Here is a 25,454-nt window from a genome sequence, read left to right on the forward strand (position 1 = left end):
GCCGCGGGGCGGCGTCAGTGACCACGAAGGACCTGGGCAACGGTCGCAACGTTATGGGCGAGGTGCAGCGGATTGATTGTCCCGACGATGGCACTGGCCACGCCGGGCCGGGCGAACAGCAACTCGAAGCTGGCGCGCACCGGATCCACGCCGGGACTCAGGCACACGTGACCGCTGGCCAGGGCCTTCTTCACCAGAATGGCTTTGCCGTGGGCAGCAGCATAGTCAATGACAGCCTTCTCGTTTTGTTCGTTCAGATTGTAGGTGACCATCGCGCAGTCGCCTTGATCCAGTGCTTTCAGGCCACCGTCGACGGTTTTGCCGGAGAAACCGAAGCCGCGAATCTTGCCCTCGGCCTTCAGCGCCGCGAGGGTTGCGTAGACGTCACTGTCGTTGAGGATCGCCAGGTCGTTGCCGTCCGAATGCACCAGCACCAGGTCGATAAAATCCGTTTCCAGACGTTGCAGGCTACGCTCCACCGACATTCGCGTGTGGGCGGCGCTGAAATCGTGGGTCGACTGGCCATCGGTAAATTCTTCGCCGACCTTGCTGACGATCACCCAATCATTGCGCTCACCCCGCAGCAGCGGACCGAGGCGCTCTTCACTGCGACCATAGGCTGGCGCGGTGTCGATCAGGTTGATGCCCAGCTCCCGCGCCTGTTTGAGCAGCATGCGCGCGGCGTCGTCGTCGGGGATCTGGAAGCCGTTGGGGTATTTCACGCCCTGATCGCGGCCGAGTTTGACGGTGCCCAGGCCCAACGGCGAAACCAGCAGGCCGGTGCTGCCCAGCGGGCGATGCAGATCGTGCAGGGTCGGCAGGCTCATGGCAGCAGTTGCTCCCAGGCCGGAATGCCCATCGGTGGTTTCGGCAATTCCGGCAACGGGGCCGGGTGGCTCGGCTGGATGCCGTCGCGTTCAAGGGAGGCGATCACCCGGTCTGCGAAGTCCGGCGCCAGGGCGAGTTTGGTTGGCCAGCCGACCAACAGGCGACCTTCTTCGGCGAGGAACGCGTTGTCCGGGCGGGTCAGGCCGGTTTGCAGCGGCTCGGCGCGGTCGACCCGCAGGGTCGCCCATTGCACGTTGCTCAGGTCGATCCACGGCAACAACTGTGCGATTTCCCTTTGCGCAGTGGCGATCTGCTCGGCGGGCTCACGAGCCACGCCTTCGGACTCGGCAATATCGCCACCCATGTACCAGACCCACTGGCCGTCGGCGGCCGGGTGGGTGGTCACGGTGATGCGCGGCTTGGTGCCGCCACCCAGGCAATGGGCGTACAGCGGCTTCAGGCCCGGGCCCTTGGCGATGATCATGTGCAGCGGCCGGCGTTGCATGGACGGTCGGGTCAGGCCGAGGGATTCCAGCAGCGCCGCAGTACCGGCACCGGCGCTGAGGACGATGCGCTGAGCGCGGATCTCGCGGCCGTCGACCTTCAGGCCGACCAGCACGCCGCTTTCCAGCAGCGGCTCGATGTTCTGGCCGGCCAGCAAGCCGTCACCGGCGAGGTCGGCCAGGCGCTGGATCACGCTCGGTACGTCGACCACCAGTTCGGCGAGGCGGTAGACCTTGCCCTTGAAGCGTTTGTCCTGCAGCGCTGGCGGCAACTGATCGCCCTTGACCTGATCGACCCGGCCGCGCACTGCTTTGCTGGCGAAGAAACTGGTGAGGTTGCCGGCCAGGGTGCCCGGCGACCACAGGTAATGGGCTTCGGACAGCAGGCGCACGCCGCTCAGGTCCAGCTCACCGTTGCCGGCCAGGGCTTCGCGCCAGCGGCGCGGCATGTCGGCGATGGCTTCCGAGGCGCCGGTCAGTGCACCGTGCAGCGCATACTTGGCGCCGCCGTGGATGATGCCCTGGGACTTCACGCTCTGTCCGCCACCGAGGCTGGCGCTTTCCACCAGCACGGTCGAAAAACCCTGGCGGCGCAGGCGCGCGTTCAACCAGAGACCGGCGACACCCGCGCCGACAATCAGCACGTCGGTGGAAATTGGAGATGGCATGCAACGACCTCAGTGTTCAAGACGAGGGCGCAGTATACAGACTCGGGGAAAAGGGGATTTGTCGATGATCAACAGAGGGCAGGCATGAGCCCTGCAGGCGCGAGTGCCTGAAAGGGCTCATGTCAGAATCAGTGGCCTGCAGTTTTCGAGAACAGCTGAATCACCACCACACCGAGCACGATCAGCGCCATCCCGAGCATTGCCGGCACGTCCAGCTTCTGCCCGTAGATGAACAGCGCCGCGATGCTGACCATCACGATGCCCATGCCGGCCCACACCGCGTAGGCCACGCCTACCGGCACGCTGCGCACTACCAGCGTCAGCATCCAGAACGCGATGCCGTAGCCGACGATGACCAGCACCAATGGCAAAGGCGTGCTGAAACCTTTGACGGCTTTCATCGAAACGGTCGCGATCACTTCGGCGCAAATGGCGATGGCCAGGTAGACGTAAGCGTTCATGTTCAAATCCTCGTGTGAAGCGTTGCTTTCTGAGGCGGCATTCTAGTGACTCCCCAGATGGGGTAAAGTCATTACCTATCTGTTTACAAGATGGGTTGGTCGATGAGCATGCAGTGGAATCTGGATCAGTTACGTGTGTTCGTCGCGGTCGCCGAACAGCGTTCGTTCTCCGCCGTGGCTCGCCAGCAGCGCAAGGCGCAGTCGGCGATCAGCAGCGCGATTGCCATGCTGGAAGACGATCTCGGTGTCAGTCTGTTCGAGCGTAGCAGCGGTCGCCAGCCGAGTCTTACCGAAGCGGGCGAAGCCTTGCTCGAAGAGGCGCGGGAAGTGCTGCGTCAATGTGAGCGCCTGAACGGTCGGGCCATGGCGATGGTGCGTGGCCAGGAAGCGCAGCTGCGCGTGGCTCAGGATGAGGCGATGCCGTATCAGGCGCTAGTAGAAAGCTTCGGTGCGCTGGCTGAGCAGTTTCCGAGCCTGGAGGTGCAACTGACCAGCGCCGCCCAGGGCGAGGTATCGCGCAAACTGGTGGAGCGTCGGGCCGATCTCGGGCTGCTGTTCTATCACGATGAAATACCTGAAGCGCTGGAGCGCCGGGTGCTGGGCAGCGTGGAAATGGTCACGGTCTGTGGCGTCAATCATCCGCTGGCGGCGCAATCCCGGGTCAATTGCCAGCAACTGGCGCAACATCGGCAACTGCTGATGTCGACCCAGACTAGCGTCTACCCCGGCAGCGAACCGGCCAGTCCGCAGGTCTGGCGCGCCGACAGTTTCTACGTCATGGCCGAATGGCTGGTGCGCGACCTCGGCTGGGCCTGGCTGCCGCGCCATGTGGTGCAGTACTCGGCCTATCAGGGCCTGATGGTGGAACTGGACAGCGAATGGACGCCCCCGGCGCTGGTGGTGGAGCTGGTCTGGCGTCGTGACGAACCGCTGGGGCCGGCCGCCCGCTGGCTGGCGGAGCGATTTGCCATACACCTGCGGGCGATCGGCGGCAAAAGCCGATAAACTCCGCCGCCATGAATAGAACTCTCTACACCGCGCTGTTTTACCTGGGGCTGCCATTGGTGGCGATTCGGCTATGGCTGCGTTCGCGCAAGGCGCCGGCGTATGCCAAGCGGATTGGCGAACGATTCTCCTACGGCATGCCGACATTGCAACCCGGTGGTATCTGGGTTCACGCCGTGTCAGTCGGCGAAAGCATCGCGGCTGCGCCGATGATCCGTGCACTGCTGCAACGTTATCCACAGCTGCCGATCACCGTGACCTGCATGACCCCGACCGGGTCGGAGCGCATTCACGCGCTGTTTGCCAACGAGCCGCGCATCCAGCATTGCTACCTGCCTTACGATTTGCCCTGCGCGGCGGCGCGTTTTCTCGATCGCGTGCAGCCGAAGCTGGCGGTGATCATGGAAACCGAACTCTGGCCGAACCACATTCATCAATGCGCCAAACGCGGGATTCCGGTGGCACTGGCCAACGGTCGATTGTCCGAGCGTTCGGCCAAAGGCTACGGCCGGTTCAGCAAACTGACCGCGCCGATGCTGGCCGAGATGAGCCTGTTCGCCGTGCAGACCGAAGCCGAAGCCCGGCGCTTCCGTGATTTGGGTGCACGCCCGGAGACGGTCGAAGTCACCGGCTCGATCAAGTTCGACCTGACCATCGACCCGCAATTGCTGCAACGCGCCGCTGAACTGCGCGGCCAATGGCAGGCGCAGGAGCGCCCGGTGTGGATCGCCGCCAGCACCCATGAAGGCGAAGACGAGGTGGTGCTCAATGCCCATCGCCGTTTGCTGGCCAACCATCCTGATGCGCTGCTGATTCTGGTGCCGCGTCATCCGGAGCGTTTCAACTCGGTGTTCGAACTGTGCCAGCACGAAGGGTTTGCCACGGTGCGTCGTTCGACCGGCGCTAACGTCGATGCAGCAACCTCGGTGCTGCTCGGCGACACCATGGGCGAGTTGCTGTTTCTCTACGCCCTGGCCGACAGCGCGTTTGTCGGCGGCAGCCTGGTGCCCAACGGCGGGCACAACCTGCTGGAACCGGCAGCCCTGGCGAAACCGGTGATCAGCGGCCCGCACTTGTTCAACTTCCTCGACATCGCCGCGCAACTGCGCAGCGCCGGGGCGTTGGCCGAAGTGGATGACGCCGAAGGTCTGGCGACGGAAGTGCAGCGGTTGTTCGAATTGCCCCGCGATGCACAGCGCATGGCCGAAGCCGGATTGAGCGTGATGCGCCGCAATCAGGGCGCGTTGCAGCGATTGCTCGATGGCCTGGGAAGGTTGATCGACCGCCCATAAAAAAACGCAGCCTCAGGGCTGCGTTTTTTGTTTAAGGCCGGGCCTTGAGCTGTGCTTCCGCAGCCTTGGCCAGATCCGGCGGCAGGAAATCCTTGTCCGGGTTGTAGTCGGCTTTCAGATAACGGGTCAGGTCCTGCAGGTCACCCGGGTTCAACGTCCCCGCCGCCTGCTTCAGGCGCAGGTTGTCGAGAATGTAGTCGTAGCGGGTGTTGTTGTAGTTGCGCACCGAGGTGTAGAGCTGACGCTGGGCGTCGAGCACGTCGACGATGTTGCGCGTCCCCACCTGATAACCGATTTCCGTGGCTTCCACCGCGCTCTGGTTGGAGATGATCGACTGGCGGCGCGCCTGCACCTGCTCGACGTCGGTGTTCACCGCGCGATGCAGGTTGCGGGTGTTTTCCACGATCTGCCGGCGCAGGCTTTCGCGCTGCTGCTCGCTCTGATCCAGTTGTGCATAAGACTGGCGCACCTGAGAGCTGGTCAGCCCGCCGCTGTAGATCGGGATGTTCAGTTGCAGACCCACGGTGCTCTGCTCGACGTTGCCGTGATACGGCGTGCCGAAGGCGCTCGGGTTGGAGAAGCCGAGAGCGTCGTTGTCGCCCTTTTCGTATTTGGCCACGGCGTCCAGCGTCGGCAGGTGGCCGGCCTTGCGCTGCTTCAAGGTCTGTTCGGCGGAGCTAACCGCATAGTTGCTGGCCAGCAGATTGAGGTTCTGTTTGGCGGCGGTGTCGACCCAGGCCTTGGCGTCGTTCGGCGCCGGCGGCAGGATCGGCAGGGTGTGGACAATGCCCTGAATCGAGTTGTACTGACGGTTGGTCAGGGTGATCAGTGCTTCGAACGCATCATCGACCTGACGCTGGGCAACGATCCGGTTGGCCCGGGCGGTGTCATAACTGGCTTGGGATTGCAGCACGTCGGTCTTGTCCGACAGGCCCACGTCGAAGCGCTCGTTGGACTGGTCGAGCTGGCGCTTGAACGCCGCTTCTTCAGCCTTGGTCGAGGCCAGGTTGTCCTGGCTGCGCAGCACGTTGAAATAGCTTTCGGCCGATTGCAGGATCAGGTTCTGCTCGGTGGCCGACAATTGCAGCGCGGCCTGCTCGTTGACGTCCTTGGCGGCCTGGTACTGGAACCAGCGATCGGCGCGGAACAGCGGCTGCGCGAGGGTCGCCTGATAGGAGTGCGCGCTGCGGTTGGCGATGGCCGAAGGCTGGTCGATCGAGGTGCGCACGCTGGCGGTTTCGGCGCCGCCGGAGAGGTTCGGCAGCAGCCCGGCGCGGGCCTGGGGCACCACTTCTTTCTGGGCGCCGTACTGGGCGCGGGCGGCGGCCAGATCGGCGTTGTTGTCGACCGCTTCCTGATAGACGCTGACCAGATCGGTCCTGGTCGACAAGGGCGCTTCTGCTGCCCAGACCATTGCGTTGGACGCACAAGACACGGCAACAGCCAGTGAGAGTTTGCGCAGCATGAGGCGATCCCTAGCATGAATATTATGGAAATAATCCGGGCGCCAAAGGTAAGGCGCGGGCCGCATAGCGTCAAGGCGCAGCAGGGCAAGGCGAGTGTAGTAGCGCATTGAGGCGCTCACAATCCTGTCGGCCGCCGCAATTGCGCCATTCATCATGGTGTTTGCTGCGGTGTTGGCGTTCTTTGCCGGTTGTGTCTAGACTGGCCGGGTTCTTGTCGGGGTGCCTTGCTATGAGGCTGAGATCGAATAATTTCGGATCCCGTTGAACCTGATCAGGTTAGCGCCTGCGTAGGGAACAAGATTTCTCGTCACCCGGCGAGTCCTCTTGTGCTTCGTCCGGGAAATTGTTCGACAATCGAACGCTCGACGACGATGCACAGCACCAGTCCTGGTGCGTCCGTGCCTTTCAGGTTCTGCTCCGACAATCCACTGCCTGGATGCTGTCTGGAGAGCCCGTGATGACTACAAAATCTAAAAACGCGATCAACCTGAGTGACTCGGCCAAGGTCGACGAGCAGTCGGTTCAACCTTTCACCCGTTCGCAAAAAGTCTACGTTCAGGGCTCCCGCCCGGACATCCGCGTGCCGATGCGCGAAATCACCCTCGATGTGACCCCGACCGACTTCGGCGGCGAAATCAACGCACCCGTTACCGTCTACGACACCTCCGGCCCGTACACCGATCCGAACGTGGTGATCGATGTGCGCAAAGGTCTGGGCGATGTGCGTTCGGCGTGGATCGACGACCGTGGCGACACCGAACGCCTGCCAGGCCTGAGCTCGAATTTCGGTCAGGAACGCCTGGCCGATCCGGAGCTGACCAAGCTGCGTTTCGCCCACGTCAATAACCCGCGCCGTGCCAAGGCCGGGGCCAACGTCAGCCAGATGCACTACGCGCGCAAAGGCATCATCACCGCCGAGATGGAATACGTCGCCATCCGCGAAAACATGAAGCTGCAAGAGGCCCGCGCCGCCGGCCTGCTGAACCAGCAACACGCCGGCCACAGCTTCGGCGCGAGCATCCCGAAAGAAATCACCCCTGAGTTCGTCCGTGAAGAAATCGCCCGTGGCCGCGCGATCATTCCGGCCAACATCAACCACGTCGAACTGGAACCGATGATCATCGGCCGTAACTTCCTGGTGAAGATCAACGGCAACATCGGCAACAGCGCGCTGGGTTCGTCCATCGAAGAAGAAGTGGCGAAACTGACCTGGGGCATTCGCTGGGGTTCGGACACCGTCATGGACTTGTCCACCGGCAAACACATCCACGAAACCCGTGAGTGGATCATCCGCAACTCGCCGGTTCCGATCGGCACCGTGCCGATCTACCAAGCGCTGGAAAAAGTTAACGGCGTCGCCGAAGACCTGACCTGGGAGCTGTTCCGCGACACGCTGATCGAGCAGGCGGAGCAGGGCGTCGACTACTTCACCATCCACGCCGGCGTGCTGTTGCGCTATGTGCCGCTGACCGCCAAGCGCGTGACCGGCATCGTCTCCCGTGGCGGTTCGATCATGGCCAAGTGGTGCCTGGCGCACCACAAAGAGAACTTCCTCTACACCCACTTCGACGAAATCTGCGAAATCATGAAGGCCTACGACGTCAGCTTCTCGCTGGGCGACGGCCTGCGTCCGGGCTCGATTGCCGATGCCAACGACGAAGCGCAATTCGGCGAACTGGAGACCCTCGGCGAGCTGACCAAGATCGCCTGGAAGCACGACGTGCAATGCATGATCGAAGGCCCGGGCCACGTGCCGATGCAGTTGATCAAGGAGAACATGGACAAGCAGCTGGAGTGCTGCGACGAGGCGCCGTTCTACACCCTCGGCCCGCTGACCACCGACATTGCACCGGGTTATGACCACATCACCTCGGGTATCGGTGCGGCGATGATCGGCTGGTTCGGTTGCGCGATGCTCTGCTACGTGACGCCGAAGGAGCACTTGGGCCTGCCGAACAAGGATGACGTGAAGACCGGGATCATCACCTACAAGATCGCGGCCCACGCAGCGGACCTGGCCAAAGGACATCCGGGCGCGCAGATCCGTGACAACGCCTTGAGCAAGGCGCGGTTCGAGTTCCGTTGGGAAGACCAGTTCAACCTCGGTCTGGACCCGGACACCGCCCGTTCGTATCACGATGAAACCCTGCCGAAGGATTCGGCGAAGGTCGCGCATTTCTGTTCGATGTGCGGGCCGAAATTCTGCTCGATGAAGATCACCCAGGAAGTCCGCGAATACGCGGCCAACCAGCGGATCGACGCGGTCGACGTGGACGTCGCCCAGGGCCTGGCGGAGCAGGCCGAGCGGTTCAAGAAGGAAGGCAGTCAGCTGTACAAGAAGGTTTGATCTGACCTGAAAGGGTGGGGCCTGTGCAGGCCCCATCGCCAGCTTGCTGGCGATTGATCGACACAACAACAAATGTCCCTCTGAGATAACACCCTTGAGCATCCAACCCGGAACCTATTCCCCCGATCTCGCCGTGCCCGCCGACAAGCGTGTGTTCGGCGGTCGCGATCTGTTTTCCCTGTGGTTTTCCCTCGGCATCGGCCTGATGGTCTTGCAGACCGGTGCACTGTTGGCGCCGGGGCTGGGCCTGTCGGGATCGCTGCTGGCGATCTTCCTCGGCACCCTGGTCGGTGTCCTGCTGCTGGCCGCCGTCGGCGTGATCGGCAGCGACACCGGCCTGTCGTCGATGGCCGCGCTGAAACTCAGCCTTGGCAGCAAAGGCGCGAGCCTGCCGGCGCTGCTCAACCTGCTGCAACTGATCGGTTGGGGTTCGTTCGAAATCATCGTCATGCGTGATGCGGCAAGCCTGCTCGGCACCCGTGCGTTCAGCGAAGGTTCGCTGTGGGCCAGCCCGATGTTGTGGACGTTGTGTTTCGGTGCACTGGCGACATTGCTCGCCGTCAGCGGGCCGCTGACGTTCGTGCGCAAGATCCTGCGCAAATGGGGCATCTGGCTGATCCTGGCCGCGTGCATCTGGCTGACCTGGAACCTGTTCGCCAAGGCCGATCTGGGTGCCTTGTGGGCACAGGCCGGGGATGGTTCGATGCCGCTCGCCGTGGGCTTCGACATTGCCATCGCGATGCCGCTGTCGTGGCTGCCGCTGATTGCCGACTACTCGCGTTTCGGCAAAAAGGCGAAGAATGTGTTCGGCGGTACGGCGATCGGTTTCTTCATCGGCAACTTCTGGCTGATGAGCCTGGGCGTCGCCTACACCCTGGCCTTTGCGCCGAGCGGTGAAGTCAACGCGCTGCTGCTGGCACTGGCCGGTGCAGGCCTCGGGATTCCGCTGTTGCTGATTCTGCTGGACGAGTCGGAAAATGCTTTTGCCGACATTCACTCGGCGGCGGTGTCCAGCGGGATTCTGCTACGTCTGAAAGTCGAGCATCTGGCCTTGGCCATCGGTGTGATCTGCACCCTGATCGCCTTGCTCGCGCCGCTGGCGCAGTACCAGAATTTCCTGCTGCTGATCGGCTCGGTATTTGCGCCGCTGTTCGGCGTGGTGCTGGTGGATCACTTCATTCTGCGCAAGCGCAGTGGCCAGGTGGCTTCGGCCGCGTTGCGCTGGCCGGCGCTGTTGGCCTGGCTGGGTGGCATCAGCACCTATCACCTGCTGGCCAATCTGTATCCGGATGTCGGCGCAACCCTGCCGGCGCTGGTCCTGGCAGGGCTGCTGCAACTCGTGCTGGGCCGGGCCTTCAGTTACGGCCGGGAAACAGCTCGGGCTTGATGATGCCGTTCAGGCGCGGGTAAGGGATCTTCAGTTCGACGTGGCCCAGCGCGTAAGGCGCGATGGTGCTCACGTCGTACTTGAGGATCACGCCGCCGTAAGTCAGGGCCACGTGCGGGGTTTTGACGAACGGCCAGTTCTTCACGTACTCCGGTTCCTGATCGAGCTTGGTGCTGATCAGCCAGCTGTTATGCGCCACTTGCGCAGCCTTCCAGAAGGCTTCTTCCTGACCCGGCACCAACATGTCCGACAGGCTCAACACCTTGTGCTGCTGGCGCGAATAGTTGATGAAACCGCGGCCCGGGGTGCCATGGGCGCCGCCGGTGTCCAGGTAGCTCGACACTTCGACAATCACCAGACCGTCATGCTGCTCGCGTACTTTCGCCTGCAAATAGCTGCTGTTGCGCGGGCCGGCCGTGCGCAGGAACTGCTCGCGATAGGCCGCCAGGGTCGGCGCCACCGGTGCGTTCGGCTCGGTGCGGGTGAATTGCAGCAGGCGTTTTTCGATGATGCCGTCCAGCGCAGGCTCGGCCGGGAAGTGCAGCGTGTCGATGTTCACCAGCGGGCAGTCCGGGTTGGAACAGCCGGGTTTCAGGGTTTCCGAGGCGTCGCGGGTGGTTTCCAGCGGCGTGCGGTAGTTGGGCTGGAACAGGCTGGCACAGGCGCCCAGGGTCAGGGCGATGGCCGCCACGGAGGCGATTTTGAAAAGCGACATGGGCGTCCTTTCTGAAACAGGGGAAGGCAAAAAGTTACCGCTTCGACTCTCTGTGAAGCGGTCAGTTCGCCACTAAGCTAATTAGAGTGGGTTTCGCCTCCACCGTCCATCCCGCTGACGGTAAAGGGGCTGCATCAAACATCGCGGGCGCGTTAGGATGGCGCGAAGTCGAGGTTGCCCGTCACAAAAAACGCAGCCTCGTATTGGAATTGCAGTAAACGAGGATGCCCATGACCGATCTTGCCAAAGCCACTCCCGCCGCCATCGATATCGTGCGGCGCGAACAATGCTACAAGGGCTTCTACAAGCTCGACCGTGTGCATTTGCGTCACGAACTGTTCGCCGGCGGCATGAGCCGCGAGATCAATCGTGAAGTGTTCGTGCGACACGACGCCGTGTGCCTGCTGCCCTACGATCCGCAGCGCGATGAAGTGGTGCTGATCGAGCAGTTTCGCGTCGGTGCCATGGGCAAGACTGCCAACCCGTGGCTGGTGGAACTGGTCGCCGGTCTGATCGACAAGGAAGAAGTGCCGGAAGAAGTTGCTCGCCGCGAAGCGCAGGAGGAAGCTGGACTCGACATCAAGGCGTTGTGGCCGATGATGCAATATTTCCCGTCGCCGGGGGGCAGCAACGAATTCGTGCATCTGTTTCTGGGGCGCTGCAGCACCGAAGGCGTTGGCGGCCTGCATGGGCTGGAGGAAGAAGCAGAAGATATCCGCGTCACGGTCTGGGCATTCGAGGATGCGCTGCAGGCAGTACGCGACGGCCGGATTGCCAATGCGGCGAGCATCATCGCCTTGCAGTGGCTGGCGCTCAATCGCGCCGAAGTGAGGGGGTTATGGTCGTAAACAAACTGCGCGATCGCTATCGTGTCGACCTCGTGGGCCTGCAAGCCGCCTGCGAGGCCAACTACGCGCGCCTGATGCGACTGTTGCCGGACATGCGCCGCGAACCTGAAGCGCGGCGCATCGCCGTGACCCAGGGCGACCAGATGCTCGGCGTGCTGGCCATCGAAGTGTTGCAGACCTGCCCGTACACCACGACCCTGCAAGTGCGTCAGGAACACAGCCTGCCGTGGCTGCCGGTACCGCAGCTGGAAGTGCAGGTCTATCACGACGCGCGCATGGCCGAAGTCATCAGCGCCGAACATGCGCGGCGCTTTCGCGGCGTCTATCCTTACCCCAATGCGGCCATGCATCAGCCGGACGAAAAGGCCCAGCTCAATCTGTTCCTCGGAGAGTGGCTGAGTCATTGCCTGGCCTGCGGTCACGAGTACGCCGCCGTTCGATAGCGTTTATAACAGCGGCAAGTTGTGAACTGTGTCCGGTTCGGCGGTTTCTTCCCGGGGCCTTCCCCCAGCATAATTGCGAACCTTTCCGACCCGGCGTCCAGCCCTGGGAGAACGCCTTGCCGAGCGTATCGACTCTGACCACTGCCGATGCGGCGTTGCTGGTGCAACTGTCCGACAGTCATCTGTTCGCCGAGGCGGACGGCGCGCTGCTGGGCATGAAGACTCGCGAGAGCCTGCAAAAGGTCATCGAGCTGGTGCTCGAACAACAGCCGCAAATCGACCTGATGATTGCCACGGGCGACCTGTCCCAGGACGGCACGCTGGAGTCCTACCAGCAGTTTCGTCAGCTGACGGCGCAGATCGATGCACCCGCCCGCTGGATTCCCGGCAACCACGACGAACCGCAGATCATGCAATTGGCCGCGGTGCAAAGTGCGCTGCTGGAGCCAGTAGTGGATGTCGGCAACTGGCGCGTGACCCTGCTCGATTCGGCGGTGCCGGGTTCGGTGCCGGGATACTTGCAGGATGACCAGTTGCAACTGCTGGCCCGTGCCCTGAGCGAAGCGCCGGAGCGGCATCATCTGGTGTGCTTCCATCATCACCCGGTGTCGATCGATTGTGCCTGGATGGAGCCGATCGGCTTGCGCAATCCCGAAGCCTTTTTCGACGTGCTCGACCGTTTCCCGCAGGCCCGGGCCGTGTTGTGGGGGCATGTGCATCAGGAGATCGACCGCGAGCGCAACGGCGTGCGGCTGATCGCCTCACCGTCGACCTGCATTCAGTTCGAGCCGCGCAGTGTCGACTTCAAGGTCGGCGAGCAGGCGCCGGGCTATCGCTGGTTGCGATTGCTGCCGGACGGGCGGATCGAGACGGGTGTGGAGCGTGTCACCGATTTCCGGTTCACGGTGGATTACGGCTCCAACGGTTACTGATTCAGGGACTCAGCGCTGATTTCCTCGGGTGCTGGCCCAACGACCCTCGACTCCCTGTAAACTCCGCTTTCTTTAGCCGACACCCAGGGAGCTCAAATGTCCGGTTCGATCCTCTATATCCACGGTTTCAACAGCGCGCCGGCCTCGAAGAAGGCCTGTCAGCTGGTCGAGGTGATGGAGCGTCTGGGTTTGAGCGATCAACTGCGTGTACCGGCGTTGCATCACCACCCCCGTGAAGCCATCGGTCAGCTGGAACAGGCAATTGCCGAGCTGGGCCGGCCGTTACTGGTGGGAAGCTCGCTCGGCGGCTACTATGCGACTCATCTGGCCGAACGCCATGGCCTCAAAGCCCTGCTGGTCAACCCTGCCGTCAGTCCGCACCGGATGTTCGACGGATACCTGGGGACGCAAAAAAACCTGTACACCGACGAAACCTGGGAATTGACCCACGACCACGTGACGGCCCTGGCCGAGCTGGAAGTGCCGGCGCCGCAGGATTCGCAGCGGTATCAGGTGTGGTTGCAGACCGGGGACGAAACCCTGGACTATCGCCACGCCCAGCAGTATTACCGGGCCTGTGCCTTGCGCATTCAGGCCGGCGGCGACCACAGTTTCCAAGGGTTTGCCGGGCAGTTGCCGGCGTTGCTGAGTTTTGCCGGCATTGGCGCCGATTTGTTTCAGGCAATCGATTTCACCGCGCTGTGAGCGGTTGCCCCATTAATTCCTTATTCACCGAACACTGACGACGAGACCTTATGGCCACTCCCAGCGCTAGCTCCTATAACGCCGACGCCATCGAAGTCCTCTCGGGCCTCGACCCGGTGCGCAAACGCCCCGGCATGTACACCGACACCAGTCGGCCGAACCACCTCGCCCAGGAAGTCATCGACAACAGCGTCGACGAAGCCCTGGCCGGCCACGCCAAATCGATCCAGGTCATCCTCCACGCCGACCACTCGCTGGAAGTCTGCGACGACGGCCGTGGCATGCCGGTCGACATCCACCCGGAAGAGGGCGTGTCGGGCGTTGAGCTGATCCTCACCAAGCTCCATGCGGGCGGCAAGTTTTCCAACAAGAACTACCAGTTCTCCGGCGGTCTGCACGGGGTGGGTATTTCCGTGGTCAACGCCTTGTCGACCCAGGTGCGGGTACGGGTCAAGCGTGACGGCAACGAATACGAGATGACCTTCGCCGACGGCTTCAAGGCCACCGATCTGCAAGTGATCGGCACCGTCGGCAAGCGCAATACCGGGACCAGCGTGTTCTTTGCGCCGGACCCGAAATACTTCGATTCGCCGAAATTCTCCATCAGCCGCCTCAAGCACGTGCTCAAGGCCAAGGCCGTTTTGTGCCCGGGGTTGCTGATCAGCTTCGAAGACAAAGGCACCGGCGAAAAGGTCGAGTGGCATTACGAAGACGGCCTGCGCTCCTATCTGGTAGACGCGGTCAGCGAATTCGAACGTCTGCCGGACGCGCCGTTCTGCGGCAATCTGGCCGGCACCAAGGAAGCGGTCGAGTGGGCGCTGCTGTGGCTGCCGGAAGGCGGCACCTCGGTCACCGAAAGCTACGTCAACCTGATCCCGACGGAGCAGGGCGGCACTCACGTCAACGGTCTGCGTCAGGGCCTGCTCGATGCAATGCGCGAGTTCTGCGAATTCCGCAGCCTGTTGCCGCGCGGCGTGAAGCTGGCGCCGGAAGACGTCTGGGAACGCATCGCCTTCGTCCTGTCGATGAAGATGCAGGAGCCGCAATTCTCCGGCCAGACCAAGGAGCGTCTGTCGTCCCGTGAAGCGGCGGCGTTCGTCTCCGGTGTGGTCAAGGACGCGTTCAGCCTGTGGCTCAACGCCAACCCGGAAACCGGTCTGGCGCTGGCGGAACTGGCGATCAGCAATGCTGGCCGTCGCCTGAAAGCGAGCAAGAAGGTCGAGCGCAAGCGCATCACCCAGGGGCCGGCGTTGCCGGGCAAACTGGCGGACTGCGCCGGGCAGGACCCGATGCGTTCCGAACTGTTCCTGGTGGAAGGTGACTCTGCCGGCGGTTCGGCCAAGCAGGCGCGGGACAAGGAGTTCCAGGCGATCCTGCCGTTGCGCGGCAAGATCCTCAACACCTGGGAAGTCGACGGCAGCGAAGTGCTGGCCAGTCAGGAAGTGCACAACATCGCGGTAGCCATCGGTGTCGATCCGGGCGCCGAGGACATGAGCCAGCTGCGCTACGGCAAGATCTGCATCCTCGCCGACGCCGACTCCGACGGTCTGCACATTGCCACCTTGCTCTGCGCCTTGTTCGTCCAGCATTTCCGCCCGCTGGTGGATGCCGGACACGTCTACGTGGCGATGCCGCCGCTGTATCGCATCGACCTGGGCAAAGAGATCTACTACGCCCTCGACGAAGCCGAGCGAGACGGGATCCTCGACCGTCTGGTGGCCGAGAAGAAACGCGGCAAACCGCAGGTCACCCGATTCAAAGGCCTGGGTGAAATGAACCCGCCGCAGCTGCGTGAAACCACCATGGACCCGAACACCCGGCGTCTGGTGCAGTTGACCCTCGGCGAAGACTTCGCCCAGACCTCGGAAATGATGGACATGCTGCTGGCGAAGAAACGCGCCGGCGACCGCAAGTCCTGGCTCGAATCCAAGGGCAACCTGGCTGAGGTCCTGGCCTGATGCGCTTTGGCTGGGCCCTGGCGGGTGCGTTGCTGCTGGGCTCGATGACGGTGTCGGCCGAGCCCGTGCAGGAACTGCGCGTGCTCTCCGAACATCCGGTCGAAGGCATGCGCGGCGGCAACCTCTCGGGGCTGGCAATGTGCGGCAACGAGCTGTGGACCGTCTCGGACCGCGACGATGATCAGATGTATCGTCTCGATACCCGCGATCCGGTCTGGCAGGCCACGGCCGTGCGCATCGATCCGCCGCCGGTGCCCGACAGCGGCTTGCCGTGGGGCATCAAATCGCGGACCTGGGCGGCGTCGTTCGTCCGGGGCGGCGATCTGGATTTCGAAGGGATCACCTGCGACAGCGCCGGCAATCGCTACATTGTCAGCGAAGGCCACGCCGCCGTATTGCAAGTGCCGCCGCAGGGGCCGTCATCGTGGCTGAAAATCTCGCCGATGATGGTTCGCGAGGCGCGGGCCAGCGGCATGCTGCTGCAATTCAATGCGATCTTCGAAGGCCTGGCGATCAATCCGGCAGGCGATCAGATGTGGTTGGCAGCCGAACGGCAAAACCGTGGCTTGCTGCTGATCAAGCGTCAGCAGACGGTCTGGGACTGTGACGGTCGCTGCGTATTGCTCAGCGAGGGCGGCATGGAAATGCAGCCGCCGCAGTTTCCAAAAGCCAGACCGGTCAACCGGGACTTTTCCGACCTGTCATTGTTCAACGGCAAGCTGTTCACCCTTGAGCGCAACGCCTACCAGATCTGTCGTCGCGATCCGCAGACGGCAAAGGTCGAGCGCTGCTGGTCGTATGCCGACGAACTGTTGCAGGGCAACCGTCGCTACGCCCAGAACTTCGGGCTCGAAGAGGCGTTGGTGATTGATGCCGACGGTGCCTGGATCGGCGTCGACAACAACTTCGGTCCTCGCGCCGATGGTGAAGTCCGTCCGATCGTCTGGCGTTTCGCCGCACCCGAGGGTGGCTGGAGTGCCAAGCCTTGAGCCAGCAGCCACCGGGCAAACGCGCCGGTCGGGTGTTGATGATTCTGGCCTGGTGCGCGGCGCTGTTTCTGGCCACGCGGTTTTTCGGCCAGTGGGAAGAGCGCCAGCGTAATCCCAACGTGGTGGTCAGTTCGGAGCAGGTGGGCGGCGTGATCGAAGTGAAACTGGCGGGTAACGCCCAGGGACATTTCGTCGCCAGCGGACTGATCAACGGCCGGCCGGTAGAGTTCATGCTCGACACCGGCGCGACCGACGTGGCAATCCCGGCCGAGGTGGCGAAAGACCTGCGGCTGGAAGAAGGTTTCGGTGTGACCCTGAGCACGGCCAATGGCCTGAGCCAGGGCTATCGCACCCGTATCGACCGCCTGCAACTGGGCGACATCGTGCTGCGGGACGTCCGCGCACTGGTGGCGCCAGGGCTGCATGGCGATCAGGTGCTACTCGGTATGAGCGCCCTGAACAAACTTGAATTTACCCAGCGCGGTGGCACCATGCTGCTGCGCCAGACAACGAACCGATGAGGCCCGCATGAGCGACTCCCTTGATCTCAGCCTGGACGGTGTAGAACGCCGGTCGCTGGCTGACTTCACCGAAAATGCCTACCTCAACTACTCCATGTACGTGATCATGGACCGTGCCCTGCCGCATATCGGCGACGGTCTGAAACCGGTACAGCGGCGTATCGTCTACGCCATGAGCGAGCTGGGGCTGGACGCCGATTCCAAGCACAAGAAGTCGGCGCGTACCGTCGGCGACGTGCTCGGCAAGTTCCACCCCCACGGCGACTCGGCGTGCTACGAAGCGATGGTGCTGATGGCCCAGCCGTTCAGCTATCGCTACACGCTGGTGGATGGCCAGGGTAACTGGGGTGCGCCGGACGATCCGAAATCCTTCGCCGCCATGCGTTACACCGAAGCGCGCCTGTCGCGTTATTCCGAAGTGCTGCTCAGCGAGCTGGGCCAGGGCACTGCGGACTGGGGCCCGAACTTCGACGGCACCTTGCAGGAGCCGCTGGTTCTCCCTGCGCGCCTTCCGAACATCCTGCTCAACGGCACCACCGGTATCGCCGTGGGCATGGCCACCGACGTGCCGCCGCACAACCTGCGCGAAGTCGCCACCGCCTGCGTGCGCCTGCTCGATGAGCCGAAAGCCACGGTCGAACAGCTCTGCGAACACATTCAGGGCCCGGACTATCCGACCGAAGCGGAAATCATCACCCCGCGCGCCGACCTGCTGAAAATGTACGAAACCGGCAAGGGCTCGGTGCGCATGCGCGCCGTGTACCACGTCGAGGACGGCGACATCATCGTCACCGCGCTGCCGCACCAGGTCTCCGGGGCCAAGGTGCTGGAGCAGATCGCTGCGCTGATGCAGGCCAAGCCGTCGAAAGCGCCGCAGATCGCTGACCTGCGTGACGAGTCCGACCACGAAAACCCGTGCCGCATCGTGATCATCCCGGTCAACAGCCGCGTCGATCACGAAGCGCTGATGCAGCACCTGTTCGCCAGCACCGAGCTGGAGTCGACCTACCGGGTCAACGTCAACATCATCGGTCTGGACGGCAAGCCGCAGCTGAAAAACCTCCGGGCGCTGCTGGTGGAGTGGCTGGAATTCCGCGTGTTGACCGTGCGTCGCCGCCTGCAATTCCGCCTCGACAAGGTCGAGCGTCGCCTGCACCTGTTGGACGGTTTGCTGATCGCTTACCTCAACCTGGATGAAGTGATCCACATCATCCGCACCGAGGATCAGCCGAAAGCCAGACTGATCGAGCGCTTCGCCCTCAGCGAGATCCAGGCCGACTACATCCTCGACACCCGTCTGCGTCAGTTGGCGCGACTGGAAGAGATGAAGCTGCGTGATGAACAGGACGAACTGCTCAAGGAACAGGCCAAGCTGCAAGCGCTGCTGAGCAGTGAAGCGAAGCTGAAGAAGCTGGTTCGCAGCGAGCTGTTGAAAGACGCTGAAACCTACGGCGACGACCGTCGGTCGCCAATCGTCGAGCGCGCCGAAGCCAAGGCACTGACCGAGCACGATCTGCTGCCTAACGAGAAAGTGACCGTCGTGCTGTCGGAAAAAGGCTGGATTCGTTCGGCCAAAGGCCACGAGATCGACGCCACCGGCCTGTCGTATAAGGCTGGCGACGGCTTCAAGACGTCGGCGGCGGGGCGTTCCAACCAGTCAGCCGTGGTCATCGACTCCACGGGCCGCAGTTACTCGGTGGCCGCCCATACCTTGCCTTCTGCACGGGGCCAGGGCGAGCCGCTGACCGGCCGTCTGACGCCGCCGCCCGGCGCTACGTTCGAATGCGTGCTGATGCCGGAGGACGACGCGCTGTACGTGATCGCCTCTGATGCCGGTTACGGTTTTGTGGTGAAAGGTGAAGACCTGCAAGCCAAGAACAAGGCCGGCAAGGCCCTGTTGAGCCTGCCGAACAACGCCAAGGTGATCGCGCCGCGTCCGGTGGCCGACCGCGAGCAGAACTGGCTGGCTTCGGTCACGACCGAGGGTCGCCTGCTGATCTTCAAAATCAGCGATCTGCCACAATTAGGGAAGGGCAAAGGCAACAAGATCATCGGTATTTCCGGTGAACGTGTGGCCAGTCGCGAAGAATATGTCACGGACATCGCCGTTCTGCCGGAAGGCGCCACACTGGTGCTACAGGCCGGAAAACGTACCCTGTCGCTGAAAGCCGACGACCTCGAACACTACAAGGGTGAGCGTGGTCGTCGTGGCAATAAACTGCCACGGGGCTTCCAGCGAGTGGACGCGCTGCTCGTCGAAAACCTCAATTAAGCGGCCAGGGGGCATTCGCACTGATTTCTCCGGCGGAGAAAATGAGTGAGAACGCCTCTCTAGAGCGCCCGATCTTCGATTTAACCCGTAGATCGGCGCTTTGGCGCTGGAGTCGGAACGCATATTCACGGATGATATGGCCTTTCCAAGCGCCGGCGTGGCCGAGCGTTCTTCATATTTTTTGAGTATTTTCACTGTGGTCAGCCTTGTGGCGGCCACCTGGACGGGATGATGACTTCTCTGCGCCCCCTTATTTTCCTGCTCGCCGGCGTTCTTGGCCTGGCGGGTTGCAGCGTTCACCAGCCGGTGTCGCTGTATCAGCTGGACAGCGGAAGTCCGGCTCAGCCTGCGCAAAGCGCGGGCATGGCAGTTTTGCTGGGCCCTGTGACCGTTGCCGATTACCTGCAACGTGAAACCCTGTTGCAGCGTCAGCCGGATGGCAGCCTGCAGGCTGCGGTCGATGGCCGCTGGGCCGGCAGCCTTTCGTCGGATATCGATCAGTTGCTGCTGCGTCAGGTTGCCGGTCATCTGGACAGTCAACGTGTAGTGCTGGCACCGGCCACCACCGGGTTCACCCCGGATGTGCAGGTGCTGTTGACCATCACGCGTCTGGATTCCGGTGCCAAGCAACCGGCGATTCTCGACGCGCAGTGGCGTCTGATCGACCGTCGTGGCCAGGTGCGGGACAACCGCATCGTTCACCTGCAAGAACTGCACAGTGGCGGCACGGCTTCGCAGGTTCAGGCCCAGGGCATCCTGTTGCAGCGCCTGGCCGAGCAACTGTCGGTCGCGCTCAAGCCGTTGGCCAACCAGCCACCGGTTGCCGAAGCACCGCGTAAACCGGCACCAAAACCGGCCGCCCCGGCGGCGGAAGCCGAGAAACAGCCGAAGATCCCGATGGCCTCGCCGATTCGTACGGATATGGAAGTGTTCCGCTTCTAAGGCTGGAACGAGTCAGGACAGAGCCCGCCTAGTGCGGGCTTTGTTGTTTCTGGGGTTCCGTGAAAGATCAAGAGCCCCCTCACCCTAGCCCTCTCCCGGGGGGAGAGGGGACTGACCGAGGGGTCTGGCGTCATACATCGACCTGGAAGATCTTGGCGATTATGGATTCAAAGCTGGGCGTTCAAGTCGCTGTAGCTCTTCAATATTCCCGGATCGGTTCCCTCTCCCTCGGGGAGAGGGCTAGGGTGAGGGGGCTCCAAAGCCGGGCGAGATCACGAAACCACCACACACAAAAAAGCCCGCAGACAATCACTCATCTGCAGGCTTCTTCACATCAAGGACAAGGCCTCAGGCCCGGCGCTCATGCATCCGCGCCAGTTGCCGCTCGAGCATCGACGGATAAGGCTCCATCAAGCGCTCCACGCAGCACGCCCCCTCAGGGCTGGCAATCGGCCGGATCCGCGCACGCTGGCGGATCAGCGCGTCGTCACCGATCTTGCGTTCCACCAGTAGCAGGTTGCGGCTGTGTTGCGACAGGGCCAGGGCGTCCTGGGCGGAATCGGTCAGCAGCAGGTCGATCTGGCTCAGCCCGAACAGCTCATCACCGAGAGTCAGACCCAGCTGCAATTGCAGGGTGATGCCGCTGTCGGCGACTTCGATCTGCAACTGGTGACCCAGGGCTCGCAGCAGTTCGCCGCAGCAGATGGCGTTGGTCAGGTAATCGTCGCCGCTGTCTTCGGTGTGGAACAGCATCAGCGTGCTGCCGTCGTTCAGGGTTTCGATTTCACCCTGATACAGCGAAGCGGCCTGTTCCAGGCAGTCGCGATAGCGCTCCTGCAACTCTTCCAGGCGTGCCCGTGGCAAACGGCGCAATTGTTCTTGCGAACCCAGTTGCACGGCCAGCACCGCAGTGTGTTGCGGCACGCTCGGGGTTGGCTGGCGAACGGCAGGTGGTGCGGTTTCGTTCAGCGATTCGTCACGCAGATCGGCAAACGGGTCTTCGTCATCGTCGTCTTCAACGGTGCTGACGACATGGCGTGGCGCAGGTTTCTGCGCGGCCATCGGGCGGGTTTCGTCAAAGCTCGGATCACGCAGGTTGCGCACTTCGAATTCCGGCTCGACGTCATCGTCCTCGAATTCGGGTTCCGGTTCAGGTTTGGGGGCCGGCTCCGGGGCAAAGTTGGCGTGCAGTTGACGGGCAAGATCGCCGATCTCGTCCTGACGCTCGGTCCCCGGCGTGTATTCGTCGATCCGGCGCAGCCAGACCCGCAGTTGCAGCAGCGGCGTGGAGATGTGCCGGCCAAGACGCAAACTCAGGGCAAGCGACAGTGCCAGCAGGATCGCGCTCAGAATGCCCATGCTCTGCAGGCTGATGGTCATCGGCTGCTGGAACTGGTCCATGTCCAGGCTGATGCGCAGTTGCCCGGCGGTCACGTCCTGGAAGGTGATCTTGCTCTCGTACATGCCTTCGGCTTCGCCCAGCAGGCTGTGCTTGGGGCGCTGACCGGACTCGGCGAGGATGCGGTTGTCCACGCTGTAGATGGCGGCGTGGGCCACCAGCTTGTTCTTGGTCAGGTTGTTGAGCAGCACGTTGAGGCTGAGGATGTCGTTGGACACCAGCAGCTCGGTCGCGGAAGTGGCGGTCTGCGTGGTCAGGCTTTCGCCCAGCGCATCGGCCTGCTCGTGCATGGCCTGCTTGAACTGCAAGCCCATCACGCAGGCATAGATCACCAGGGCCAGGGCGACCAGGATCACGTTATGGCTGGCAATGCGCAATGCAATCGGTACACGGCGGTGGCGCAGTGCACGGAAGATCAGCAGGAAGAAGTTATCGGTTTTAACTGGCGTGGGCCGGTTCACTGAGCTCGGCTCTTTTGTCCGTGAAGTTGACGCGCAGTATAGCGACAGGCCCTAGACCGGCAAAGCGCTGGCGGTGCCCGATGGTCACTGAAAGTGGGTAGAATGCGGTTTTTTTCCAGTTGCGGGGGTGCGCGTTGCGCGAAATCGTCCTGATTAACATCACGGGAGTCGACCGTCCGGGTCTGACGGCGGCCATTACCGGTGTTCTGGCCCAGGGTGGTGTGAATATCCTCGACATCGGTCAGGCGGTGATCCATGACATGCTGTCGTTCGGCATCCTCGTGGAAATCCCCGACTCCGAGCAAGGCAAGTCGGTGCTCAAGGACATCCTGTTCAAGGGCTACGAGCTCGACCAGCAGGTGCGTTTCACCCCGGTGTCCGAAGAGGATTACCAGCAATGGGTGGGCAATCAGGGCAAGAAACGCCACATCGTCACCCTGCTGACCCGCAAGGTCACCGCCGGCCAGTTGCAGGCCGTGAGCTCGATCACCGCCAAATATGGCCTGAACATCGACCATATCGACCGTCTGTCGGGTCGCATGCCGCTGGACACGCCGGCCGACAAGGGCAAGGGCTGCATCGAGTTCTCCGTACGTGGCGAAGCGGCCGATCCGCAGGCCCTGCGCGCCGAATTCCTCAGCGTGGCCCAGGAACTGAATGTCGACATCGCCTTCCAGGAAGACTCGCTGTTCCGTCGCAACCGTCGCCTGGCGGTGTTCGACATGGACTCGACCCTGATCGAAGCCGAAGTCATCGACGAACTGGCTAAGGCCGCCGGTGTGGGCGACCAGGTGTCGGAAATCACCGAGCGGGCAATGGCCGGCGAGCTGGATTTCCGCGCCAGCTTCAAGGAGCGTCTGGCATTGCTCAAGGGCCTGGATGTCAGCGTGCTGGATTCGATCGGCGCCTCCCTGCGCCTGACCGAAGGCGCCGAAACCTTGTTCGCCGAGCTCAAGCGGCTGGGCTACAAGACCGCCATCCTGTCCGGCGGCTTCACTTACTTCGCCAAGCAACTGCAGGCCAAACTAGGCATCGACTACGTGTTCGCCAACGAACTGGAAGTGGTCGACGGCAAGTGCACTGGCGTGGCGATCGAGCCGATCGTCGATGCCCAGCGCAAGGCCGATCTGCTGAAACAACTGGCTGAAAAAGAAGGTTTGCGTCTGGAGCAGACTATTGCTGTGGGCGACGGCGCCAACGATTTGCCGATGCTGGCGATTGCCGGTCTGGGCGTGGCGTTCCGTGCCAAGCCGCTGGTCAAGCAGTCGGCGAAGCAGGCCATTTCCACCCTGGGGCTGGATGGCGTGCTGTATCTGCTGGGCTTCCGGGATCGCGACGGGCAGCTCTGAACCCTCGTACAGGATCGCAGCCTTGGGCTGCGATCCTTGTTCAAAGGGATTTCCACAACGAGTCGAAATCCTCCTCGCTCCCGCCATTCTGTGCGGTTTCCAGCGAACGATAGGCAAACTGATTGAAACTGTGTGTGCTTGCCACCCGCCGATCCAGCCCGGCGCGGTGCTCTTCGCCCTGGGTGTTGATCAGCACTTTGTTGCCTTCCTGAAATGGCAGTCGTGGCGCCAATAGCGTCGCGGGCAAGTCGATGGCGCTGATTTCCGGCAACAGTAAACCTCGCAGGTAATGGCTGTGATCGTCCCGGGTGCGCACCAGCTGCAGGCCGCAGGGCTGGGCGTGGGGCGCTACCAGCTCGATACCCATTTGTGTCCCGGCACCGCGCACCTGGCGGATCCAGCGCACCACGGCAATGCTCCAGCCCTGATTCGTGGTGTCCTGGATGCCGACCATTTCCCCGGTCTGCAATTCGGCAGGCACTTCTTTTGGCCACGCCAGGCAGTAACCGCCCGGGCTGTGGTTAATGACCGGCAAGGCATAGGTCGGATAATGCGGCGGGCTGTCTGCGTCGCCTTCGTCGTCGGCCATTGGTTCGTAGCGGATTTCCTCGTAGGGCAGGAATTCGTCAGTTTTGCTTTGCGGAGCGGCGTCGAAGGCCTGGCTCCAGCTGTCCTTTTCGCCTTGGACCACTGCGCGGCTGAAGTTTGCGGCGCGTGAACCGGGATGCTTGAGCAATTCGCTAAACGTGCGTTCGCCACCCAGATAGAAGTGCAGGGCGCTCATGCCGACGCACACGGTCAGGTTGCCCTGGCCGACGGTGCGCTGAAAACTGCGCTCGGCGGCCTCGCCCCAGGTGGCGTGCAGATGTTGCAGGGTGTCGAGGGTCAGGCCGGACGGCACCGGCAGCGGTGTCGATGTGTCCTGATGCAGCAGGTGAGCCTCGATGGCATTCACCAGCGGTTGCGGATCGAAGCCGAGCAGGCCGGGCTGCTGTTCGCTGCGAAATTTGCTGCGATAACGCGGGCCGGCGTCGATCTCCGCAGAAATCCCGAACAGTCCTTCGCCCGAGGCGCCGGGATGCAGTTTCAGCCAGGCGCTCCAGGGTTCAAGCACCTGCGCGAGTTGGGCGATCGGATTCTGCCGCAACTGATTGCAGCGGGCGCTGCCCAGCAGCAGGGCGGCGATATAGGTCTGTTCGACACTCAGTTCGCCGGCGAGGCTGGCCAGATCGTCACGGACCCGACGGTGTTGCAACTGCAAGTCGCAGGCACAGCGAAACAACTGATGCAGCTCAAACCACAACTGTTCCGGCGCGGGGCTGTACAACTGCGTGGCGCGCACCAGTTGTCCTTTCAGTGCATGAACGGCGCGTTGCAGCGCTTCGCTCAGCAAGGCGGCCCGGTCTTTTGAGTATTTGGGGGCGATGCGCAGAACGATCTGTTTGTAGCCGATGGCCAAATGACTTTGCAGGGCCTGACAGAGGTTGCTGATCTTGCGCGAGCGCTCGTCGAGCATGATCGCCTGATGCAAAAAGTGCCGCTCAAGGTGTTGGCAGACGAAGTACACCTCGGGCCGCAGCAGCTCCAGCAGATGCAGGCGATTGTCGCTGGGCGTCAGCAATTGATTGAGTTCGCCGAGGCCCTGATAGAGCTGGCGCGCGGTTTCGCCGATGTTGGCTTTCGGCAGGCCGGCGATCCAGCGTTTGAGATCGCGCGGGGTCGCTTCACAGAAAGACAGGCGCAACTGCGTTGGCGTCGGTGCGCTCAGTTGTGGTTGGAATCGAGGCTCACTCATGCCGTGACCAGCTCCGGCGGCGAATAGGGCAATGCCAAAACTCTAGCAGTTGTGGTCCGTTTCGCAGGCGCTTGTCGGGCTTTTTTACCGTTGGTCTGCTGGCCTGGTGCCATTTCGGCAGGCGCTACTAGGCTCTCTGGCGTGCGATCGGAAACGCACGGTTGCACG

At 62.5% G+C, this 25,454-nt stretch carries 21 protein-coding genes and 1 riboswitch; of the genes, 14 read left to right on the forward strand and 7 right to left on the reverse strand.

Features of this window, described 5'->3' with window-relative positions; all coding sequences use genetic code 11:
- Positions 1 to 14: 14 nt before the first annotated feature.
- The 3 genes from IF189_RS02520 to IF189_RS02530 all read right to left on the reverse strand — a co-directional run bounded on the left by IF189_RS02520 (position 15) and on the right by IF189_RS02530 (position 2,460).
- Positions 15 to 827, reverse strand: coding sequence for an aldo/keto reductase (locus IF189_RS02520; RefSeq protein WP_192552766.1), 813 nt, complete (start codon positions 825 to 827; stop codon positions 15 to 17).
- Positions 824 to 1,999, reverse strand: coding sequence for an NAD(P)/FAD-dependent oxidoreductase (locus IF189_RS02525; protein ID WP_192552767.1), 1,176 nt, complete (start codon positions 1,997 to 1,999; stop codon positions 824 to 826). Before IF189_RS02525 ends, IF189_RS02520 begins: the two co-directional genes overlap by 4 nt.
- 128 nt (positions 2,000 to 2,127) lie before the next feature.
- Positions 2,128 to 2,460 (reverse strand): DMT family transporter, encoded by a 333-nt coding sequence (locus tag IF189_RS02530; RefSeq protein ID WP_134825269.1) that lies wholly within the window; start codon positions 2,458 to 2,460, stop codon positions 2,128 to 2,130.
- A 102-nt stretch (positions 2,461 to 2,562) separates the two neighbouring features.
- Between IF189_RS02530 and IF189_RS02535 the strand changes: the two genes are divergently transcribed.
- Both IF189_RS02535 and waaA read left to right on the forward strand, forming a co-directional pair.
- Positions 2,563 to 3,465, forward strand: a complete 903-nt coding sequence (locus IF189_RS02535) for a LysR family transcriptional regulator (protein WP_085711129.1) — start codon at positions 2,563 to 2,565, stop codon at positions 3,463 to 3,465.
- An 11-nt stretch (positions 3,466 to 3,476) separates the two neighbouring features.
- A complete protein-coding gene (gene waaA / locus IF189_RS02540; RefSeq protein WP_134825270.1) occupies positions 3,477 to 4,757 on the forward strand; it encodes a lipid IV(A) 3-deoxy-D-manno-octulosonic acid transferase in 1,281 nt (426 codons plus the stop codon).
- Between the two features lie 31 nt (positions 4,758 to 4,788).
- Here waaA and IF189_RS02545 read toward each other — a convergent pair whose 3' ends face one another.
- Positions 4,789 to 6,222 (reverse strand): TolC family outer membrane protein, encoded by a 1,434-nt coding sequence (locus IF189_RS02545; RefSeq protein ID WP_085711131.1) that lies wholly within the window; start codon positions 6,220 to 6,222, stop codon positions 4,789 to 4,791.
- A 206-nt stretch (positions 6,223 to 6,428) separates the two neighbouring features.
- Positions 6,429 to 6,534, forward strand: a riboswitch (TPP riboswitch).
- Between the two features lie 146 nt (positions 6,535 to 6,680).
- Here IF189_RS02545 and thiC point away from each other — a divergent pair.
- Positions 6,681 to 8,570: a phosphomethylpyrimidine synthase ThiC gene (gene thiC / locus IF189_RS02550; RefSeq protein ID WP_085711132.1), complete on the forward strand. Its 1,890-nt coding sequence runs from the start codon at positions 6,681 to 6,683 to the stop codon at positions 8,568 to 8,570.
- Between the two features lie 94 nt (positions 8,571 to 8,664).
- Complete coding sequence (gene cytX, locus IF189_RS02555; protein WP_085711133.1) at positions 8,665 to 9,957, forward strand: putative hydroxymethylpyrimidine transporter CytX; 1,293 nt, start codon at positions 8,665 to 8,667, stop codon at positions 9,955 to 9,957.
- On the opposite strand, the gene IF189_RS02560 is transcribed toward cytX, so the two are convergent.
- Positions 9,926 to 10,672, reverse strand: a complete 747-nt coding sequence (locus IF189_RS02560; protein WP_192552768.1) for an RsiV family protein — start codon at positions 10,670 to 10,672, stop codon at positions 9,926 to 9,928. The two genes, cytX and IF189_RS02560, sit on opposite strands and share 32 nt — an antisense overlap.
- Before the next feature lie 230 nt (positions 10,673 to 10,902).
- On the opposite strand from IF189_RS02560, the gene IF189_RS02565 reads away from it, so the two are divergent.
- The 9 genes from IF189_RS02565 (at position 10,903) to IF189_RS02605 (ending at position 20,282) form a co-directional block, all read left to right on the forward strand.
- On the forward strand, positions 10,903 to 11,520 hold the full coding sequence (locus IF189_RS02565) for an NUDIX domain-containing protein (protein WP_134825273.1): 618 nt from the start codon (positions 10,903 to 10,905) through the stop codon (positions 11,518 to 11,520).
- Complete coding sequence (locus IF189_RS02570) at positions 11,511 to 11,963, forward strand: DUF1249 domain-containing protein (protein WP_085711136.1); 453 nt, start codon at positions 11,511 to 11,513, stop codon at positions 11,961 to 11,963. Before IF189_RS02565 ends, IF189_RS02570 begins: the two co-directional genes overlap by 10 nt.
- Positions 11,964 to 12,079: 116 nt before the next feature.
- Positions 12,080 to 12,895, forward strand: a complete 816-nt coding sequence (cpdA, locus tag IF189_RS02575) for a 3',5'-cyclic-AMP phosphodiesterase (protein ID WP_192552769.1) — start codon at positions 12,080 to 12,082, stop codon at positions 12,893 to 12,895.
- A 96-nt stretch (positions 12,896 to 12,991) separates the two neighbouring features.
- Positions 12,992 to 13,600: a YqiA/YcfP family alpha/beta fold hydrolase gene (locus IF189_RS02580; protein ID WP_085711138.1), complete on the forward strand. Its 609-nt coding sequence runs from the start codon at positions 12,992 to 12,994 to the stop codon at positions 13,598 to 13,600.
- Positions 13,601 to 13,650: 50 nt separating this feature from the next.
- A complete protein-coding gene (gene parE, locus IF189_RS02585) occupies positions 13,651 to 15,558 on the forward strand; it encodes a DNA topoisomerase IV subunit B (protein ID WP_114881197.1) in 1,908 nt (635 codons plus the stop codon).
- Positions 15,558 to 16,547, forward strand: coding sequence for an esterase-like activity of phytase family protein (locus IF189_RS02590; protein WP_134825276.1), 990 nt, complete (start codon positions 15,558 to 15,560; stop codon positions 16,545 to 16,547). Before parE ends, IF189_RS02590 begins: the two co-directional genes overlap by 1 nt.
- Positions 16,544 to 17,068: a TIGR02281 family clan AA aspartic protease gene (locus IF189_RS02595; protein WP_134825277.1), complete on the forward strand. Its 525-nt coding sequence runs from the start codon at positions 16,544 to 16,546 to the stop codon at positions 17,066 to 17,068. Before IF189_RS02590 ends, IF189_RS02595 begins: the two co-directional genes overlap by 4 nt.
- A 7-nt stretch (positions 17,069 to 17,075) precedes the next feature.
- Complete coding sequence (gene parC, locus IF189_RS02600; RefSeq protein WP_134825278.1) at positions 17,076 to 19,340, forward strand: DNA topoisomerase IV subunit A; 2,265 nt, start codon at positions 17,076 to 17,078, stop codon at positions 19,338 to 19,340.
- A 231-nt stretch (positions 19,341 to 19,571) separates the two neighbouring features.
- Positions 19,572 to 20,282 carry a membrane integrity-associated transporter subunit PqiC gene (locus tag IF189_RS02605; RefSeq protein WP_085711143.1) on the forward strand — a complete coding sequence of 237 codons (711 nt, stop codon included), beginning with the start codon at positions 19,572 to 19,574 and terminating at the stop codon, positions 20,280 to 20,282.
- A gap of 348 nt (positions 20,283 to 20,630) precedes the next feature.
- Here IF189_RS02605 and IF189_RS02610 read toward each other — a convergent pair whose 3' ends face one another.
- Positions 20,631 to 22,142: an AhpA/YtjB family protein gene (locus IF189_RS02610; protein WP_134825279.1), complete on the reverse strand. Its 1,512-nt coding sequence runs from the start codon at positions 22,140 to 22,142 to the stop codon at positions 20,631 to 20,633.
- 134 nt (positions 22,143 to 22,276) lie between these two features.
- Here IF189_RS02610 and serB point away from each other — a divergent pair, with 134 nt between their 5' ends.
- Complete coding sequence (gene serB / locus IF189_RS02615) at positions 22,277 to 23,491, forward strand: phosphoserine phosphatase SerB (protein ID WP_007952163.1); 1,215 nt, start codon at positions 22,277 to 22,279, stop codon at positions 23,489 to 23,491.
- 40 nt (positions 23,492 to 23,531) lie between these two features.
- Here the strand turns inward: serB and IF189_RS02620 are convergent, their stop codons facing one another.
- Positions 23,532 to 25,286, reverse strand: coding sequence for a molecular chaperone (locus IF189_RS02620; protein WP_192552770.1), 1,755 nt, complete (start codon positions 25,284 to 25,286; stop codon positions 23,532 to 23,534).
- Positions 25,287 to 25,454 lie beyond the last annotated feature (168 nt).

It is taken from the genome of Pseudomonas sp. IzPS59 (assembly GCF_014863505.1).
GTDB lineage: Bacteria > Pseudomonadota > Gammaproteobacteria > Pseudomonadales > Pseudomonadaceae > Aquipseudomonas > Aquipseudomonas kribbensis.

Excerpts from the sequence above, each read along its gene's own strand:
- waaA (WP_134825270.1), top strand. The coding sequence starts at position 3,477 with ATGAATAGAACTCTCTACACCGCGCTGTTTTACCTGGGGCTGCCATTG.
- IF189_RS02535 (WP_085711129.1), top strand. The coding sequence starts at position 2,563 with ATGAGCATGCAGTGGAATCTGGATCAGTTACGTGTGTTCGTCGCGGTC.
- IF189_RS02565 (WP_134825273.1), top strand. The coding sequence starts at position 10,903 with ATGACCGATCTTGCCAAAGCCACTCCCGCCGCCATCGATATCGTGCGG.
- parE (WP_114881197.1), top strand. The coding sequence starts at position 13,651 with ATGGCCACTCCCAGCGCTAGCTCCTATAACGCCGACGCCATCGAAGTC.
- IF189_RS02580 (WP_085711138.1), top strand. The coding sequence starts at position 12,992 with ATGTCCGGTTCGATCCTCTATATCCACGGTTTCAACAGCGCGCCGGCC.
- IF189_RS02545 (WP_085711131.1), bottom strand. The coding sequence starts at position 6,222 with ATGCTGCGCAAACTCTCACTGGCTGTTGCCGTGTCTTGTGCGTCCAAC.
- thiC (WP_085711132.1), top strand. The coding sequence starts at position 6,681 with ATGACTACAAAATCTAAAAACGCGATCAACCTGAGTGACTCGGCCAAG.
- IF189_RS02560 (WP_192552768.1), bottom strand. The coding sequence starts at position 10,672 with ATGTCGCTTTTCAAAATCGCCTCCGTGGCGGCCATCGCCCTGACCCTG.
- IF189_RS02520 (WP_192552766.1), bottom strand. The coding sequence starts at position 827 with ATGAGCCTGCCGACCCTGCACGATCTGCATCGCCCGCTGGGCAGCACC.
- parC (WP_134825278.1), top strand. The coding sequence starts at position 17,076 with ATGAGCGACTCCCTTGATCTCAGCCTGGACGGTGTAGAACGCCGGTCG.
- IF189_RS02525 (WP_192552767.1), bottom strand. The coding sequence starts at position 1,999 with ATGCCATCTCCAATTTCCACCGACGTGCTGATTGTCGGCGCGGGTGTC.
- IF189_RS02605 (WP_085711143.1), top strand. The coding sequence starts at position 19,572 with ATGACTTCTCTGCGCCCCCTTATTTTCCTGCTCGCCGGCGTTCTTGGC.
- IF189_RS02590 (WP_134825276.1), top strand. The coding sequence starts at position 15,558 with ATGCGCTTTGGCTGGGCCCTGGCGGGTGCGTTGCTGCTGGGCTCGATG.
- IF189_RS02570 (WP_085711136.1), top strand. The coding sequence starts at position 11,511 with ATGGTCGTAAACAAACTGCGCGATCGCTATCGTGTCGACCTCGTGGGC.
- IF189_RS02620 (WP_192552770.1), bottom strand. The coding sequence starts at position 25,286 with ATGAGTGAGCCTCGATTCCAACCACAACTGAGCGCACCGACGCCAACG.
- IF189_RS02530 (WP_134825269.1), bottom strand. The coding sequence starts at position 2,460 with ATGAACGCTTACGTCTACCTGGCCATCGCCATTTGCGCCGAAGTGATC.